General features: G+C 65.9%; 13 protein-coding genes. 5 read left to right on the forward strand and 8 right to left on the reverse strand.

Annotated features, from left to right (window positions below):
• Position 1 precedes the first annotated feature (1 nt).
• Genes mdcE through mdcA form a run of 5 tightly spaced genes read right to left on the reverse strand, consistent with a single transcriptional unit; the run spans position 2 to position 4,451 of the window.
• A complete protein-coding gene (mdcE, locus tag ACY8GK_RS09875) occupies positions 2-793 on the reverse strand; it encodes a biotin-independent malonate decarboxylase subunit gamma (protein ID WP_196181428.1) in 792 nt (263 codons plus the stop codon).
• Complete coding sequence (locus ACY8GK_RS09880) at positions 790-1,647, reverse strand: biotin-independent malonate decarboxylase subunit beta (RefSeq protein ID WP_196181430.1); 858 nt, start codon at positions 1,645-1,647, stop codon at positions 790-792. Before ACY8GK_RS09880 ends, mdcE begins: the two co-directional genes overlap by 4 nt.
• The gene (locus ACY8GK_RS09885) at positions 1,640-1,939 is read right to left on the reverse strand and encodes a malonate decarboxylase subunit delta (protein WP_196181432.1); all 300 of its coding nucleotides are present in this window, start codon (positions 1,937-1,939) and stop codon (positions 1,640-1,642) included. Before ACY8GK_RS09885 ends, ACY8GK_RS09880 begins: the two co-directional genes overlap by 8 nt.
• Positions 1,939-2,790 carry a triphosphoribosyl-dephospho-CoA synthase gene (locus ACY8GK_RS09890; protein ID WP_230376249.1) on the reverse strand — a complete coding sequence of 284 codons (852 nt, stop codon included), beginning with the start codon at positions 2,788-2,790 and terminating at the stop codon, positions 1,939-1,941. Before ACY8GK_RS09890 ends, ACY8GK_RS09885 begins: the two co-directional genes overlap by 1 nt.
• A complete protein-coding gene (gene mdcA / locus ACY8GK_RS09895; protein WP_196181435.1) occupies positions 2,790-4,451 on the reverse strand; it encodes a malonate decarboxylase subunit alpha in 1,662 nt (553 codons plus the stop codon). Before mdcA ends, ACY8GK_RS09890 begins: the two co-directional genes overlap by 1 nt.
• Before the next feature lie 286 nt (positions 4,452-4,737).
• On the opposite strand from mdcA, the gene ACY8GK_RS09900 reads away from it, so the two are divergent.
• Positions 4,738-5,910, forward strand: coding sequence for a GGDEF domain-containing protein (locus ACY8GK_RS09900; RefSeq protein WP_196181437.1), 1,173 nt, complete (start codon positions 4,738-4,740; stop codon positions 5,908-5,910).
• A 95-nt stretch (positions 5,911-6,005) separates the two neighbouring features.
• A complete protein-coding gene (locus ACY8GK_RS09905; RefSeq protein ID WP_462402921.1) occupies positions 6,006-8,360 on the forward strand; it encodes an FdhF/YdeP family oxidoreductase in 2,355 nt (784 codons plus the stop codon).
• A gap of 29 nt (positions 8,361-8,389) precedes the next feature.
• On the opposite strand, the gene ACY8GK_RS09910 is transcribed toward ACY8GK_RS09905, so the two are convergent.
• Entirely contained in the window at positions 8,390-9,592 is a 1,203-nt protein-coding gene (locus ACY8GK_RS09910; protein WP_462402922.1) for an MFS transporter, read from the reverse strand.
• 109 nt (positions 9,593-9,701) lie between these two features.
• On the opposite strand from ACY8GK_RS09910, the gene ACY8GK_RS09915 reads away from it, so the two are divergent.
• Positions 9,702-10,640 carry a LysR family transcriptional regulator gene (locus tag ACY8GK_RS09915; protein WP_462402923.1) on the forward strand — a complete coding sequence of 313 codons (939 nt, stop codon included), beginning with the start codon at positions 9,702-9,704 and terminating at the stop codon, positions 10,638-10,640.
• Between the two features lie 62 nt (positions 10,641-10,702).
• On the opposite strand, the gene ACY8GK_RS09920 is transcribed toward ACY8GK_RS09915, so the two are convergent.
• Positions 10,703-11,803: a mechanosensitive ion channel family protein gene (locus tag ACY8GK_RS09920; RefSeq protein ID WP_196177347.1), complete on the reverse strand. Its 1,101-nt coding sequence runs from the start codon at positions 11,801-11,803 to the stop codon at positions 10,703-10,705.
• 255 nt (positions 11,804-12,058) lie between these two features.
• Here ACY8GK_RS09920 and ACY8GK_RS09925 point away from each other — a divergent pair, with 255 nt between their 5' ends.
• Positions 12,059-13,669 (forward strand): catalase, encoded by a 1,611-nt coding sequence (locus ACY8GK_RS09925; protein ID WP_462402924.1) that lies wholly within the window; start codon positions 12,059-12,061, stop codon positions 13,667-13,669.
• Positions 13,670-13,805: 136 nt separating this feature from the next.
• Here ACY8GK_RS09925 and ACY8GK_RS09930 read toward each other — a convergent pair whose 3' ends face one another.
• Positions 13,806-14,897: an NADH:flavin oxidoreductase/NADH oxidase gene (locus ACY8GK_RS09930; protein WP_196177351.1), complete on the reverse strand. Its 1,092-nt coding sequence runs from the start codon at positions 14,895-14,897 to the stop codon at positions 13,806-13,808.
• Positions 14,898-14,981: 84 nt separating this feature from the next.
• Between ACY8GK_RS09930 and ACY8GK_RS09935 the strand changes: the two genes are divergently transcribed.
• Positions 14,982-15,281, forward strand: coding sequence for an ArsR/SmtB family transcription factor (locus ACY8GK_RS09935; RefSeq protein WP_196177353.1), 300 nt, complete (start codon positions 14,982-14,984; stop codon positions 15,279-15,281).
• Positions 15,282-15,306 lie beyond the last annotated feature (25 nt).

Genomic DNA, 15,306 nt, shown 5'->3' on the forward strand with positions numbered 1-15,306 from the left:
CTCAGGCCTCCCGCCATTCGGCGCGCAGGCGCCGGCGAACCTCGCGGGAAGCCTGGCGATGTTCGCCGTGCAGGCGTGAAGCAAGGTCGGTCGATTCGCCGATGTCCTGCAGGGCCTCGACCAGACAGGCGTTTACCTTGGCCAGGTCGTCGGCGCCTGGCGCCTGCGCATCGGCGACCGCCAGGCGGCGCCAGAGCAGGCCCAGCGACGCGTAGCTGGCCAGGTCGTAGGCCATCGGCGGCACTTCGGCGGCCAGGCGTTCCAGCTCATCCACGCTGCGCAAGGTGATGCGCGCCGCCGCGGCCTTGCCCATGGCATGCACCATGACCCCATCGTCGTCCAGCGCGATCAGCCGCTGGGCCTGGTAGCCATGGGCGAGAAAAGCGCCGGACATGGCCTTGCCCACCAGCAGCCCGATCAGTGGATGCCCGGCCAGGCGGGCCCGGGCATAGGCGTCGACGGCACCGGCCAGGGCCTGGTGGATACCCAGGGCTTCTTCGCGCCGGCCGTAGGCTTGGCTGGGGACGTCGATGATCGCTACCAGCGCGCGCGGCTGGCCGCCCCGGTCCGCCTCGATGGCTTGATCCACGGCCTTGGCCAGCCCCCAACCCTCGAGCAGGCCGACTTCGCCGGCGCGCGCGCGAGGGAACGGATTGTCCGGGTCAGGCACCACGGCGATGAAGCGCACCGGGCGATTGCCCAGCTCGCCGTCGACGACCTGCACGGAGGCAGGGAAACCTGGGCGTGACGGGCCGTCAGCCAGTCCGCTCAGCCAGTTCCAGGCACGGCTCATGAGCTTGCTCCTTGATAGAGGGTGCGAACGGCGGCGGCATCCAGCTGCGGACAAGCGGTGCCTGCTGCCTGCAGCGTCCGCAGGCGCTCGAGGAACCAGGCGTGTCGCTGGCTGCGCCGAGCCGACGGACGATCGAGCAGCGCCAGCAGCCGTTCGCGGACCGCCTCGACCTCATCGGCCACGAAGGCGTCCGCCAAGCCGCTGGCATGGCGCTGTTCGCCACCGGTCAGACTCCAGATCAACGGTCGATCCTTGGCATCGTATTCAGCGATGCCGGCCTCCTGTTCGATGACCTGAGGCCCGTTGAGCCCCAGCCGCGCCTCGCGGGTGACCAGCAGATGGCTGCACAGCCCGGCGGCGATCGACATCCCGCCAAAACAGCCAACCGCTCCTGCGATCAGGCCGATCACCGGCTGGTAATCGCGCAGCTCGACGATGGCCGACTGGATCTCGGCGATCGCCGCCAGGCCCAGGTTGGCTTCCTGCAAACGCACACCACCGGTTTCCAGCAACAGCACCGCACAGGTCGGCGTGCCATTGCGGCTGTCCTCGATGGCCAGTTCCAGGGCCCCGGCGATCTTGGCGGCACCGACCTCGCCCATGCTGCCGCCCTGGAAAGCCCCTTCGATGGCCGCGACCACGGCGTTGCGGCCATCGAGCGTGCCTTTGGCGATGACCACCCCGTCGTCGGCCTGGGGCACGATGCCCTGGCGTGGCAGCCAGGGCGACATCAGACGCTCGAAGGGCCCCAGCAGTTCGCGAAAGGAGCCAGGGTCGAGCAGCGCCTGGGCACGTTGGCGGGCGGCGAGCTCGACGAAGCTGCGGCCTTGCAGCAGACGCGTCGTGTCAGTCATGGGCGATCTCCTCCAGGCCCTGCTCCAGGCGCAGGCGCACCACGCCAGGCGTGGCGCCGAAATCATGGATGTCGATGCGCACGGCTGGCAGGGCGCGGCCATCGAACAGACGCTCGAACACCTGCGCCCAGCGCGCCGCGCTGCCATTGACCGACGTCAGCACCTGGATGTCCAGCTGGCCAGCGACACCTGGTTCGATCAGCACTTCCAGGTCTCCGGAGCTGACACAGCCGACCAGGGCCCGCCCACGCCCGACGAGCGCGGCGGGAAATTGAAAGTTGAGGGTTTCCATCAGTGACTCCCGGCTTTGTCGAGAAACAGGCTGGCGGCCAGCAGATCGGCCGCCCCACCCGGCGAAGCATTCAAGCTGAGCATCTGGCGATCGAGCGCGCGCAGTGCGCGACGGCCAGCCAGGCTGCCGGCACCGCCCGCGGCGAGGACCAACAGCGCGCCCTGCTGTACCGCCCTGAGCCCTTGCGGCCCGGCGCGCCAGAGCACGCAGGTATCGTCCAGACCGGCCATGATCGCCAGCAGCGCATCCAGCCGCGCATGGCTTTCGCAAGCCCCGGCTGCCCGGCTGCGCGCCAGCTGTGGCAGGCCAGCGGCGATCACCGCAGGAAAGCCCAGTTGAGCCTGCTCACGGGCGCCACCGCTGCCATGTCGACGGCGTACCCAGGCGCCGTGGGTATTGGCCACGGTGCCGGCTGGATCATCGATCAGCGCAATGCGTCCGGCGCGTGAGGCCAGGCTGGCCGGTTCCAGGGGCTCGGCGCGCAGCGCTCGCGCCGCCACCAGCAGACCCAAGGCCCAGATCGCGCCACGGTGGGTGTTGACCCCACCCGTGGCCTCGAGCATGGCCGCTTCGCCTTCACGGCCGATACGGCCCAGCGCGCTGCGTAGCGGCACGCCGATCTCGCCCAGGGACTGGGCCGCGCACGCCATCCGCCAGAAGCATGGCCACAGCGCCAACGCCGAGGCCTGCATCAAGGCCAGGCTCATGTCACCGTGCGCGCCACTGCCGCGGCGATCCACCAACCCTGGCTTGGGCGACAGGTCGGCTTCGTCGATCAGCGCCTCGACGGCCAGGTCGGCCAGCCGGTCCGGCAACGGAAGAGCCTCAATGCCATGATCGAGCGCGTTCATCACCAGCTCCTGAAGCGCGCGGGCGGCTCGTACAGCCCGCCCGACCATTGCACCAGATCGGCGATGCTGCGGGCGGCCAGCAGCTCGCGGCTGGCATCGGTGCGGCGAATGCCCAGGTCTTCGGGCAAGGCCACCAGCCCTTCCTGGCGCAGGCGCAGGGTAGCCCTGGGATCATGACGCAGACCGATCGCGGTGACCCCGGCGACCGCGGCGATCATCTGCCGACGCTCCTCCAGGCTACGCGCCTTGTACAGGTAGGCGATGCCTTCCTCGGTCAGCAGGTGGGTGACGTCATCGCCATAGATCATTATCGGTGCCAGCGGCATGCCGGTCTTGCGCGCCACGTCGACGGCGTCGAGCGACTCGACGAAGGTCGGCTTGCCGCCCTCCTGGTAGGTCTCGACCATCTGCACCACCAGCTTGCGGCCACGCTCGAGCAGCGTCTCGGGCACGGTCATGTCCAGCCAGGCTGGCGTGGCATGCCGGCGCCCACGCGGATCATGGCCCATGTTCGGCGCGCCACCGAAGCCGGCCAGCCGGCCTCGAGTGACGGTCGAGGAGTGACCATCGCCGTCCACCTGCAAGGTCGCGCCGATGAACAGGTCCACGGCATACTGGCCGGCCAGCTGACACATCATGCGATTGGAGCGCAGGGAGCCGTCGCGACCGGTGAAGAACACATCCGGGCGCTGAGCGATATAGTTCTCCATGCCCAGTTCGGTGCCGAAGCAGTGCACGCTCTGCACCCAGCCGGTCTCGATGGCCGGGATCAGCGTCGGATGCGGATTGAGCGTCCAGTTGCGGCAGATCCGCCCCTTGAGCCCCAGCGACTGGCCGTAGGTCGGCAGGATCAGCTCGATGGCCGCGGTATTGAAACCGATCCCATGATTGAGCGATTGCACCTGGTGGCGCTCGTAGATGCCACGGATGGCCATCATCGCCATCAACACGTGGACCGGCTTGATATGCCGTGGATCGCGCGTGAACAGCGGCTCGATGTAGAAGGGCTGGTCAGCCACCACCACGAAATCGACCCAGCTGGCGGGTATGTCCACCCGAGGCAGGTCGTCGCAACGCTCCACCAGCTGGTTGACCTGGGCGATGACGATACCGTCGCTGAACGCCGCGGGCTCCACCAGCGCCGGGGTATCCTCGGTGCTCGGCCCGGTGTAGAGATTGCCGTCGCGGTCGGCCATGAAACCGGCCACCAGGGTGACGTTGGGGATCAGGTCCACCAACAGGCGCGAATAGAGCTCGATATAGGTGTGGATGGCCCCGACTTCCAGCAGCCCATCCTCGAGCAGTTGCCCGATACGCAGGCTCTGAGGGCCGGCAAAGGAGAAATCGAGCTTGCGCGCGATGCCACGCTCGAACAGGTCCAGGTGCTCGCTGCGGCTGACGCTGGGCATGATCATGTGCAGGTCATGCAGCACGCCCGCGTCGACCTTGGCCAGCGCGCGTGAGAGGAAGTCCGCCTGCTTCTGGTTGTTGCCTTCGAGCACCACCCGGTCGCCTGGCGCGATGAGCAGTTCCAGGGCTTCGACGATCCGCTCGGTAGGCAGCACCGCGCCATCGGCGAGGTGGCGAACCCGGTCGAGACGGCGCTGCTTCTCGGCGCGCCGCCGTGACCACTGCGGCGGTGGGGAGGTCAATGCGGTCATTCGGTGACTCCACGTTCGGGCTGTCGTGGACTCACCTTAGGTCCGTGCTGCAAGGTCATCAATCAAGCAGCCTGCTCCATCGTTACGCTCAGGGTAATGAAGCGGCAAGCGGCATGCTGAACGTGTCGGTCTTGCCAACGATGACCGCCTTGAAGCTGGAGTCGCTTGCACAGGCGACTCGGTGCGCTTTCGCTTGCGGCTCGAGACGATGGGTAACGCTGCGAAAATCCGCTGCGAAGGCATACAATCAGCACTCTTTCCCCATGCTCCCACAGGCCAGGCCGTCATGGCGCTCGATCCACCCACGATGTTGATGATGACGGTCGCCCTGGCCGCCGCGGCGGCCCTGTACCTGGCGATCGAATGGGGCACCGTGCGCGAACGCTCGCTGCTGTACTGGAGCGCCGGTTTCGCCACCATCACGGTGGGCTGCATCCTGTCGCTGCTGCGCGGCAGCGGTTGGCTGCTGGTCGGCATCTGGTTCGCCAACGGCCTGCTGGTGACGGCCCACTGGCTGTTCCTGCTGGGCGTGGCGCGCTTTACCGAGGCGCGCCTGTCACGGGCCTGGTACTTGGTCTTCGTCGCCTGGCTGCTGATGTTGCTGCTGCCGAACGAGCAGCACTGGTCGAAGATCATGCTGCTGGTCAACTCGCTGCTGGTCGCCCTGCTTTCGCTGCGGGCCAGCTTCCTGCTCCGACCCCATGGCCGATCGCTGAGCATCGGAGCGGTACAGTTGCGCTACGTGCTGCTATTGCATGGCTGTTTCTACCTGGCCAAGGCTGCTATCGCCGTCACGCCTGGCAGCCTGATCGACCTGGCGGCGTTTCGCGGCGCGATCATCCAGGTTTCACTGGTCGAGGGGGTCATGGCCATCATGCTCATCGCCCTGTCGATGACCGGAACCGAACGTTACCGGCGGGAAAAGCACATTGCCCGGCTGGCCGCGCGCGATCCACTGACGGCGCTCTACAACCGTCGCGCGCTGGAAATGCGGGCGCCGCGCCTGCTCGAGGACGTCTCGCCCGCGCGACCGGGAGCGCTGCTGCTGATCGACATCGACAACTTCAAGCTGGTCAACGACCTGCATGGCCATACGGCCGGCGATCGGCTGCTGGTGGCGCTCAGCGAGATGATCCGCTCGCTGGTCCCGCAGGGCGCGCTGCCGGCCCGACTGGGCGGCGACGAATTCGTCATCCTGCTGGCCGACGCCTCGGGCGAGCGAGTCATGGCTTTGGGCAGCCTGCTGCGCACGCGCTTCCAGGACACCGCTTCGCGGGCCTTCGACACGCCGGAGCCGGTGACACTGAGCATCGGCGCGACCCTCTTCGACCGCCCGCCAGCAAGCCTGACTGCCTTGATCGAGCAAGGCGACATCGCGCTCTATCAGTCCAAGCGCAGCGGCCGGAACAGTATCCGCCTGATCGATCGCACCTGGCGGGCAGGTGCCCTGCCCACCTGAAGGCTCGCCTCGGCCAGCAGGCGACAAACAGTTCGAACCTTTCTTGGCAGCCAAGCTCGTAATTTTTAGATACAACTCGAGGGGAGCACGGTTCGATGCGGCTGATCCATCCACATGCGCGTTTTCGTCCGTACACGTCCGCCTCGGGCGGCTGGGGGTCGGCCCATTCGGTCATGCGCGTGCTCTGGCACGAACAGGCGCTGCGCAAGGGCCCGGCCGCCCTGCTCAAGCAGAACAAGCCCAAGGGGTTCGCCTGTGTCAGCTGTGCCTGGGCCAAGCCAGGCAATCCGCATGCGCTTGAGTTCTGCGAGAATGGCGCCAAGGCCACCGCATGGGAGCTGACCGCGGCACGGACCGGGCCGGAGTTCTTCGAGCGCCATACCTTGAGCGAACTGCGGTCGTGGAGCGACTACGCGCTCGAGCAGCACGGGCGCCTGACCCATCCGCTGCGCTACGACCCGGCCAGCGATCGCTATCGCCCGGTGTCATGGGAGCAGGCTTTCGCCGGCATCGGCGCCCGCTTGCGCGCGCTCGCGCCTGACCAGGTAGTCTTCTACGCCTCTGGCCGCGCCTCGCTGGAAGCCTCGTTCATGTACCAGCTGCTGGCACGCGCCTACGGCACCAACAACCTGCCCGACAGTTCCAACATGTGCCATGAAAGCACCTCGGTGGGCCTGCAGGAGAGCATCGGCGTGCCGGTGGGGACCGTGACCCTGGAAGACTTCGAGCACACCGATTGCATCTTTTTCTTCGGCCAGAACGTTGGCAGCAACAGCCCACGCATGCTGCATCCACTCCAGGAGGCACGCAAGCGCAAGGTGCCGATCATCACCTTCAACCCGTTGCGTGAACGCGGCCTGGAGCGCTTCGTCAACCCACAGTCGCCGAGCGAAATGCTTGGGCCTGGCTCCACGGTCATCAGCACCCAGTATCATCAGGTGGCCATTGGCGGCGATACCGCCGCGGTAATGGGCATCGCCAAGGCGTTGCTGGCAATGGATCGTCAGGCCAGTGTCCAAGGCCAGGCGCCGGTTCTGGACCATGCCTTCATCGCCGAGCACACCGAAGGCTTCGGGGCCTTCGCCACGGCGGTCGAAAGCCGCTCCTGGGCGCAGCTGGAAAGCCGCTCCGGCCTGAGCCGCAGCGCCTTGGAGGCCGCCGCGACGGTCTACGCCCGCAGCCAGCGGGTAATGGTCATCTATGGCATGGGCATGACCCAGCATCGCCATGGCGTGGAAAACGTGCAGATGCTGGTCAACCTGTTGCTCATGCGCGGCAACATCGGCAATCGTGGCGCCGGCATCTGTCCGGTCCGGGGACACTCCAATGTCCAGGGCCAGCGCACGGTCGGCATCACCGAGGACCCGGGCAAGGTGCCCAAGGACCGGATCGAGCGACTGTTCGGCTTCAAGGTTCCGGAACACAAGGGCATGAGCACTGTCGATGCCTGCCAGGGCATCGTCGAAGGCCGGGTAAAAGGTTTCGTCGGCCTGGGAGGCAACTTCCTGCGCGCCGTGCCGGACACCGCTCGCATGGAGCCGGCCTGGTCCGGCCTGCAGCTGAACGTGCAGGTGGCCACCAAGCTCAACCGCACTCACCTGGTGCCTGGCCGGGAGGGCTGGCTGCTGCCATGCCTGGGACGGATCGAGATCGACCGCCAGGATGGGCAGCAGCAGACCCATACCACCGAAGACAGCACCGGCTGCATCCGCGCCTGGCAGGGCACGGCCGAGCCGGCCAGCGAGCACCTGCTGTCGGAACCGGCGATCATCGCCGGGCTGGCGCAGGCGGCGCTCGATCCACCGATCGGCGTGCCATGGCAGGCCTGGCGACGCGACTATGCCCTGATCCGCAAGGCCATCGCCGAGGTGTACCCGCACATCTTCCATGACATGGAGACGCGCATGTGGGAACCGGGCGGGTTCCATCGCCCGCTCGGCGCTGCCCGGCGCCAATGGGCGACCGACTCGGGCAGGGCGCAGTTCTGCTCGCCGAGCGATCTCGACGAGGACGACGATGTCTCGCCCGAGCGTGGGCGGCGCGACGTCCTGCAGCTGATGACGCTACGCAGCAACGACCAGTTCAACACCACGGTGTATGGTTATGACGATCGCTTCCGGGGCGTGCACGGCACCCGCAGCGTGGTATTGCTCAATCGCAACGACATTGTCCGGCTGGGCTTCACGCCTGGGGACTGGGTGACCTTGCGCACGGCGATCGAGCCCGAGGTGCGCCGCGAAGCGGGGCCGTTCCAGATCATCGCCTACGATATTCCCGAAGGCTGCGCGGCCTCCTACTACCCGGAGTGCAACCCGCTGATTCCGCTCTGGCACCACGCAGAGCGCAGCAAGGTGCCAGCAGCGAAGTCGGTGCCGATCAACCTGCTGCGCGCGGCGCCCGGCCAGGCGGACCTGGAGCATGCGCTCCCTGAGCAAGATCAGGTCACCTGAGCGCAGCCAAGCGCGCGTTGGCGGTTCGCTCAGGCCTGGCGTCGGGCGCTGGCGATCATCGCCAGGACCAGCAGCACCGCCAGCAAGGCGATCCCGGTCGCCAGCAGGCCAAGCACTTCCAGCCCCCACTGGCGTATGCCCAGCCCACCGATGATCGCTCCCAGCCCGATCCCGGCGTTGGCCGCTGAAATGTTCAGCGAGGCGGCCAACGCCTGGGCACTGGCACCTGCCTGCATGACCCTGACCTGGCAGATCGGAAACAGCGCGGTATAGGCCACGCCCCAGGCGACCAGGGCGACGATGAACCCGCTCCGGCTCGCGACCAGTGGCACCGCCATCAGCATGCCCACGGCGAGGATCAGCAGGAACAGCAGCATCGCGCCCAGTGCGCTGCGATCGACCAGCATGCCGCCCAGCTGGTTGCCGAGCATGCCCACGGCGCCGAAGCCCATCAGCCACCAGCCCACCTGCCCGGCCGGCACGCCCGCCAGGCGTTCCAGGGTGTCGGCCAGGTAGGTGTAGGCAGTGAACATCGCGGTGAAGGTCAGCACCGAGAGCAGCACATGGCCAAGAAAGCGCGGCTGGCGTAGGATCGCCGTCTGTCGCTCGCCTGCGGCCCGATCGGGCGATCCGGGCAGTTGCGGCATGACGCGGTGCATCAGCCAGGCGATCGCCAGCGAGACGCCCGCCAGGATCCAGAAGCTGCCACGCCAACCCACTCCGTCCGCGGCCACGGTACCCAAAGGAACGCCGAAGACCAGCGCGGCGGAAATCCCCAGATAGACCTTCGACACGGCCTTGCCGGCGTTGCCCGGGCCCGCCAGGCGCCCCGCCGTCTCGCTGGCCGTGCCCCAGAACACCGGCAACCCCAGCGCGGGAACGAAGCGCGCCACGGCCAGCACCCAGATGTTGGTGGACACCGCTGCCAGCACATTGGACGCGGCGAATACCAGCAGGATCAGCGTGAATAGGGTCTTGCGCTCCACATGCGCCAGCCGCGCCGTGAGCAACGGGCCGAAGAGCATGACGGTGAAGGCGAACAGCGTGACGGTCTGCCCGGCCAGCGAGATGGAAATGTCCAGGTCCCTGGCCAAGGCCGGTAGCAGGCCAAGAATCAGAAATTCCGTGGTAACGATGATGAAAGCCGCCACGGCCATGATGAGGATCTGCAAACCCGAAGCGGGTCGATCGGCAGGGGCCAGGGTGACATCTGCCGGGGTTGAAGCCTGCATGACACTTAACTCCAAAAGACTTTTGCCATAGCCTATTGAAGAATTGGATGCTTATCTGGGGAATAAATGACGCAATGCCGGGAATCCACCTCAACAATCGGAAGGCTCGATGCATAGCTCGGAACGTCTGAAAGGGCTGGATGTGTTCGTGACCGTCGCTGACCTGGGCAGCTTCACCGCCGCGGCGCAGCGACTGAACCTTACCCGTTCGGCCGTGAGCAAGAGCATCGCGCGCCTGGAACGGCGGTTGGACGCCCGGTTGTTCCAGCGCACCACCCGGCGCTTGTCTCTGAGCGAAGCCGGTACGCGGTTCTATCGCACCTGCGTGGCGGTACTGGCTGACCTGGAAGAAGCTGAGCTGGCCATCATCAGCGAAAGCCATGATCCGCGCGGACGGGTGCGCATCGATCTGCCAGCATCCTACGGTCGCCTGCATGTCCTGCCCCTGATCCTGGACTTCGTCCGTCGACACCCTTTCCTGCAACCACATGTGTCCTTCTCCGATCGTTTCGTCGATCCAGTGCACGAGGGCATCGATATCGTCATGCGCATCGGCGGGCCGGATGCGTGGCCGGCCGCGCTCGGCCACCAGTATTTCGGCGCCCAGCGCCTGGTCTTCTGTGCAGCGCCTGCCTACCTGGCTCTGCATGGCATTCCCTCCACACCGGCAGAGCTGGACCAGCACCAGTGCGTGGGCTACGCCCTACGCGACGGCCTGGTCAGCCCCTGGTTCTTCAAGGGCCGGCAGCCAGGCGAGATGGAGCGTCGCGTCGTGCACACCCGAATCGCGGTCGGTGACGGCGAAGGCGAAGTAGCGGCGGTGCTGGCCGGCCATGGAATCGGCCAACTGCCGACCTGGCTGGTCCAGCGCCATCTCGACGCCGGATCGCTGGTCGAAGTGCTGCCACACCTGGCGACCGATGGCTTGCCGATGAACCTGGTGTGGGTCAGGAGCCGGGAGAACCTGCCGAAGATCCGCGCCCTGCTCGACCACCTGCTCGAGCGATTGGCTCCGCATGGGGTGAACGAGCGGGCCAGCGCTGGCTGACGTGCACCATCGTTCGCCAGGGCATCATACGCCCGCGACCACACGGCCGGCGCCACGACACCCTAGCGGGTAGCCATCGCCTCCTGGCGCGGCGTGCCTTGTGCCTCGACCGTCACCGGCATCTCCGGCAGGCGATTGTTCATGACACGAACGTTGCGTACCGGGAAGGCAAAGCGGATATCCAGGTCGCGCAGCCCCTGCAGCAACTGCAGGTTGATCTCCTGCTGGATGTCCATGTAGCGGTTGTAGTCGGGGCTCTGGACGATATAGACCACCTCGAACAGCAGCCGGCTTTCGTCGAAGGACAAGAAATGCGCGCGGTCGAAGCGGGTCGCCGAGACTCCTTCGATGATCTTCCTGACCAACGGGGCGACTTCGCGAACCTTCTGTGCCGGGGTGTCGTAGCTGATACCGAAGCTGAAGACGATGCGCCGGGTATCCATGCGCTTGTAGTTGTGCAAGGTCTGCTTGAGCAGGTCGGTATTGGAGCAGACGATCTGCTCGCCGCTGAGGCTACGGATCCGGGTGGTCTTCAGGCCGATGTGCTCGATGGTGCCGGCCACGTCGCCGAACACCACGAAGTCCCCGATCTCGAAGGGTTTGTCGAAGCCGATCGACAGCGAGGCGAAGATGTCGCTGAGCACGGTCTGGACCGCCAGGGCCACGGCGATGCCGCCCACCCCCAGGCTGGCGACCAGCGCGGTGATGTCGACCCCCAGGTTGGCCAGGATCGACAGCAGCATGATCGCCCAGACCACGATCAGGCCCAGTACCGAAACGATGGTGGTCATGACCGGGTTGAAGCGTCCCTTGTCCTTGTGAAATAGCAGCCCGCGCCCCCAGAGCCGGACGCAGGCATCCAGCCATAGCGCCACCTGCAGGGCCAGTACCACAAACCAGCCATGGGACAGGCCGGAATCCCAGTTGCTCGGCAGGTCGATCAGCTTCAGGGCCAGCAGCAGGGAAAACGCGAACAGCAGCACGCCGCTGGTGCGAGTGATGATCGCCCTTGCCCAGACCCGACCATTGCCCTCCCCGGCCGCCACCCGCCGGCGCAGCAGCGACACCAGGCTGCGCAGGATCAGGTGAATGACCACTGTCGCCGTGGCGACGATGCCGATGTTCAACCATAGGGTACGGTCCAGCCAGTCCTGCCACTGCATGCTACCTCCTCGAAATTTGCCTGCTCGCAGTCCTTTTTCGGGAACATCGGGCTGGATAAGTTCCGCCCGATGTCGCCGGGCGGCGTCTCACCCCTTGGCCGTCGTCGATACGCGGCTGCCTTCGCGACCGATTTTCCAGGGGCAACGCGCAGCTGGTGCCGCGGCTGACCGGGACACCGTTCGTCAGTGGCGAGAAACCATGGCCATGCCTGTTTTCCCTAAACCAGAACAACCCCTCAAGCCTGGAGAGGAACGATGGCTGACAAAGATCGGACACTGACGACACGCCAAGGACACCCGGTAAGCGACAACCAGAGCCTGCGCAGCGTAGGCGAGCGTGGGCCGGGAACCTTGGAGAACTATCAATTCATCGAGAAGATCACCCATTTCGATCGTGAGCGTATTCCGGAGCGTGTGGTGCATGCCCGTGGCACCGCGGCGCACGGTTACTTCGAACCCTATGGCACGATCGGCGACGAGCCGGCGAGCAAGTACACCCGTGCCAAGGTGCTGACCAGCAAGGGCCGCAGGACCCCTATCTTCCTGCGCTTTTCCACCGTGATCGGTGCCAAGGAATCCCCTGAGACCGCACGCGACCCGCGCGGCTTCGCCATCAAGTTCTATACCGAAGATGGCAACTGGGATCTGGTCGGCAACAACCTGAAGGTGTTCTTCATCCGCGACGCGATCAAGTTCCCGGACATGATCCACGCGTTCAAGCCCGACCCCGTCACCAATCGCCAGGAGCCTTGGCGCTTCTACGACTTCGTGCAGCATCATCCCGAAGCCTTGCACATGGTGACCTGGGTCAAGAGCCCCTGGGGCATTCCGGCCAGCTACCGGGAGATGCAGGGCTCGAGCGTCAACACCTACAAGCTGGTCAACCAGGACGGCGTGGCCGTGCTGTGCAAGTTCTCCTTCGAGCCCAAGCAGGGCGTGCGCAACCTGACCAGCGAACAGGCTGCCGAGATCCAGAAGCAGGACGTCGGGCACGCCACCAAGGACCTGTACGAGGCCATCGAACGCGGCGACTACCCCGAATGGGAAATGTGCGTGCAGATCATGTCGGACGAGGCACATGACGAATTGCCCTTCGATCCGCTCGACGATACCAAGCGCTGGCCGGAAGACCAGTTCCCGCTGCTGCCGGTGGGGCGCATCGTGCTCGATCGCAACCCGAGCAACGTGTTCGCCGAGACCGAGCAGTCGGCCTTCGGTACTGGCGTGCTGGTGGACGGCATCGATTTCTCGGACGACAAAATGCTGCAGGGACGTACCCTGTCCTACTCCGACACCCAGCGCTACCGGGTCGGTCCCAACTACCTGCAGTTGCCGATCAACGCCCCCAAGTGTCCCTATGCCACCAACCAGCGCGATGGGCAGATGACCTACCAGGTCGACAACGGTGGCCGTAACCCGCACGTCAACTACGAGCCCAGCTCCGAGGGCGGGCTGCACGAGGCACCACGCAGCGGGCCGGACTACAAGCAGTGGGTAGAGGGACATGTCGGACGCTACCAGACCAGCAAGACCGCCGCGGACTACCAGCAGACAGGCGAGCGCTACCGGTCTTTCGAAGACTGGGAACGCGACGACCTGATCGCCAACATCAGCGCCGACCTGCGGCAATGCCCGGAGAACATCCAGCTACGGATGATCTGGCACTTCTGGCACTGCGACGAGGACTACGGCCGGCGACTGGCCGAATGCGCTGGCGTGGACCTGGAGAAGGCCAAGGCCCTGCCTCCCCTGCAAGGCCGACCCGCGCCCGGCCAGGACCGCCCCGGCCCGACCTATGTGAGTGGCCAGGCCGAGCCGTCCGACAAGCAGACACCTACTCAGCCGAGCGTGAAGTCGACGGGGTGAGCGGCCGCGCCAACGGCGATGGGTAAAGTCTGACGCCGCGCAGTGTCCAAGCAGGGCTCGGGATTGCATGCCAGATGAGGGCCGGGCCGGCGTTCCGGCCACGGTCGCTCTCACAGGTCGTCCCGGCCCTCCTGAATCAGCGATACCGCTCCAACCAGTGGGCATAAGGTGCCGGCAAGGTCCAGGAAGCCTTGTCGACGCCCAGCTGCTTGGCCGCGGCATAGGCCCAGTGCGGATCGGCCAGATGCGCGCGACCGACCGAGACCAGGTCGAGCTGGCCAGCCTTCACCGCCTCTTCGGCCAGCTGTGGGGTACCGAAGCCCCAAGCCGACGTGACCGGCAGCTCGGCCTCGCGACGCACACGCTCGGCGATCGGCCCGAGGAATGCCGGCCCCCAGGGTATGTTGGTATCGGCAATGGTGAAGCCGACGCTGACGCTCAGCAAGTCCAACCCTCCGGCCTTGAAGCGGCGTGCCAGCTCGATGGACTCGGCCAGGGTCTGCTCGTCACGACCGTCATACTCGATCACGCCGAAACGCGCGGTCAGCGGCAGGTTTTCCGGCCAGACTTCACGCACGGCCGCCAGGGTCTCGAGCAGGAAGCGGCTGCGGTTGTCGAAACTGCCGCCATAGGCGTCGGTACGCTGGTTGGAATGCTCGGAGAAGAAGCTCTGCCCCAGGTAGCCATGGGCGAAGTGCAGCTCGATCCATTCGAAACCGGCATCACGCGCGCGTCGTGCAGCGGCAACGAAATCCTGCTGCACGCGGGCGATGTCTTCGAGCGACATGGCACGCGGGACTTTCGGCAAGTGTCCACCGAACGCGATGGCCGACGGGGCGATGGTTTCCCAGCCACGCGGATCGTCGCTGGCGATGTGGTCGTCGCCTTCCCACGGGCGGTTGGCGCTGGCCTTGCGGCCGGCATGGGCGATCTGGATGCCCGGCACGCAGCCGGCAGCCTTGATGGCCTTGACCACCGGGACGAACGCCTGGGCCTGTTCATCGGTCCAGATACCGGCACAGCCGGGGGTTATGCGGCCTTCCGGAGACACGGCGGTGGCTTCCACTACTAGCAGGCCGGCGCCACCACGGGCGAGCCCGGCCAGGTGGACATGATGCCAGTCGTTGATCAGGCCATCCTCGGCACTGTACTGACACATCGGTGGGATCGCGATGCGATTGCGCAGCGTGACGTCCTTGAGGGAATAAGGTTGGAACAGCGCGGACATGCAAGACTCCTGAATACCATGATTTCGATATTTCGATCATAATCGAACTATGGCATTTTGTGAAACCCCGTTATGATGAGCGCCATGCGAACCTACACACATCCCGATCCCAAGGACTTCGTTCTCGAACGCGTGCTGCACGCCCTGAGCGATCCTGTTCGCCTGGAGATCGTCCAGTGCCTGGCCGGGGTGGCGGAAGCCTCCTGCGGCGAACTGGACGGTGGCCGGCCGAAATCCAGCATGTCCCATCATTTTCGGGTGTTGCGCGATGCCGGGCTGGTACAGACCCGCAACGTCGGCACCACGCACATGAACTCCCTGCGTCGCCAAGCGCTGGACAGTCGCTTCCCGGGCCTGCTGGACTGCATCCTGGCACAGCGATGACGGCCGCTGTCGATTCAGCGTCGAC

It is taken from the genome of Pseudomonas sp. Marseille-QA0332 (genome assembly GCF_054950175.1).

Excerpts from the sequence above, each read along its gene's own strand:
- mdcE (WP_196181428.1), bottom strand. The coding sequence starts at position 793 with ATGAGCCGTGCCTGGAACTGGCTGAGCGGACTGGCTGACGGCCCGTCA.
- ACY8GK_RS09880 (WP_196181430.1), bottom strand. The coding sequence starts at position 1,647 with ATGACTGACACGACGCGTCTGCTGCAAGGCCGCAGCTTCGTCGAGCTC.
- ACY8GK_RS09885 (WP_196181432.1), bottom strand. The coding sequence starts at position 1,939 with ATGGAAACCCTCAACTTTCAATTTCCCGCCGCGCTCGTCGGGCGTGGG.
- ACY8GK_RS09905 (WP_462402921.1), top strand. The coding sequence starts at position 6,006 with ATGCGGCTGATCCATCCACATGCGCGTTTTCGTCCGTACACGTCCGCC.
- ACY8GK_RS09925 (WP_462402924.1), top strand. The coding sequence starts at position 12,059 with ATGGCTGACAAAGATCGGACACTGACGACACGCCAAGGACACCCGGTA.
- ACY8GK_RS09900 (WP_196181437.1), top strand. The coding sequence starts at position 4,738 with ATGGCGCTCGATCCACCCACGATGTTGATGATGACGGTCGCCCTGGCC.
- ACY8GK_RS09935 (WP_196177353.1), top strand. The coding sequence starts at position 14,982 with ATGCGAACCTACACACATCCCGATCCCAAGGACTTCGTTCTCGAACGC.
- ACY8GK_RS09930 (WP_196177351.1), bottom strand. The coding sequence starts at position 14,897 with ATGTCCGCGCTGTTCCAACCTTATTCCCTCAAGGACGTCACGCTGCGC.
- mdcA (WP_196181435.1), bottom strand. The coding sequence starts at position 4,451 with ATGACCGCATTGACCTCCCCACCGCCGCAGTGGTCACGGCGGCGCGCC.
- ACY8GK_RS09910 (WP_462402922.1), bottom strand. The coding sequence starts at position 9,592 with ATGCAGGCTTCAACCCCGGCAGATGTCACCCTGGCCCCTGCCGATCGA.
- ACY8GK_RS09890 (WP_230376249.1), bottom strand. The coding sequence starts at position 2,790 with ATGAACGCGCTCGATCATGGCATTGAGGCTCTTCCGTTGCCGGACCGG.
- ACY8GK_RS09915 (WP_462402923.1), top strand. The coding sequence starts at position 9,702 with ATGCATAGCTCGGAACGTCTGAAAGGGCTGGATGTGTTCGTGACCGTC.
- ACY8GK_RS09920 (WP_196177347.1), bottom strand. The coding sequence starts at position 11,803 with ATGCAGTGGCAGGACTGGCTGGACCGTACCCTATGGTTGAACATCGGC.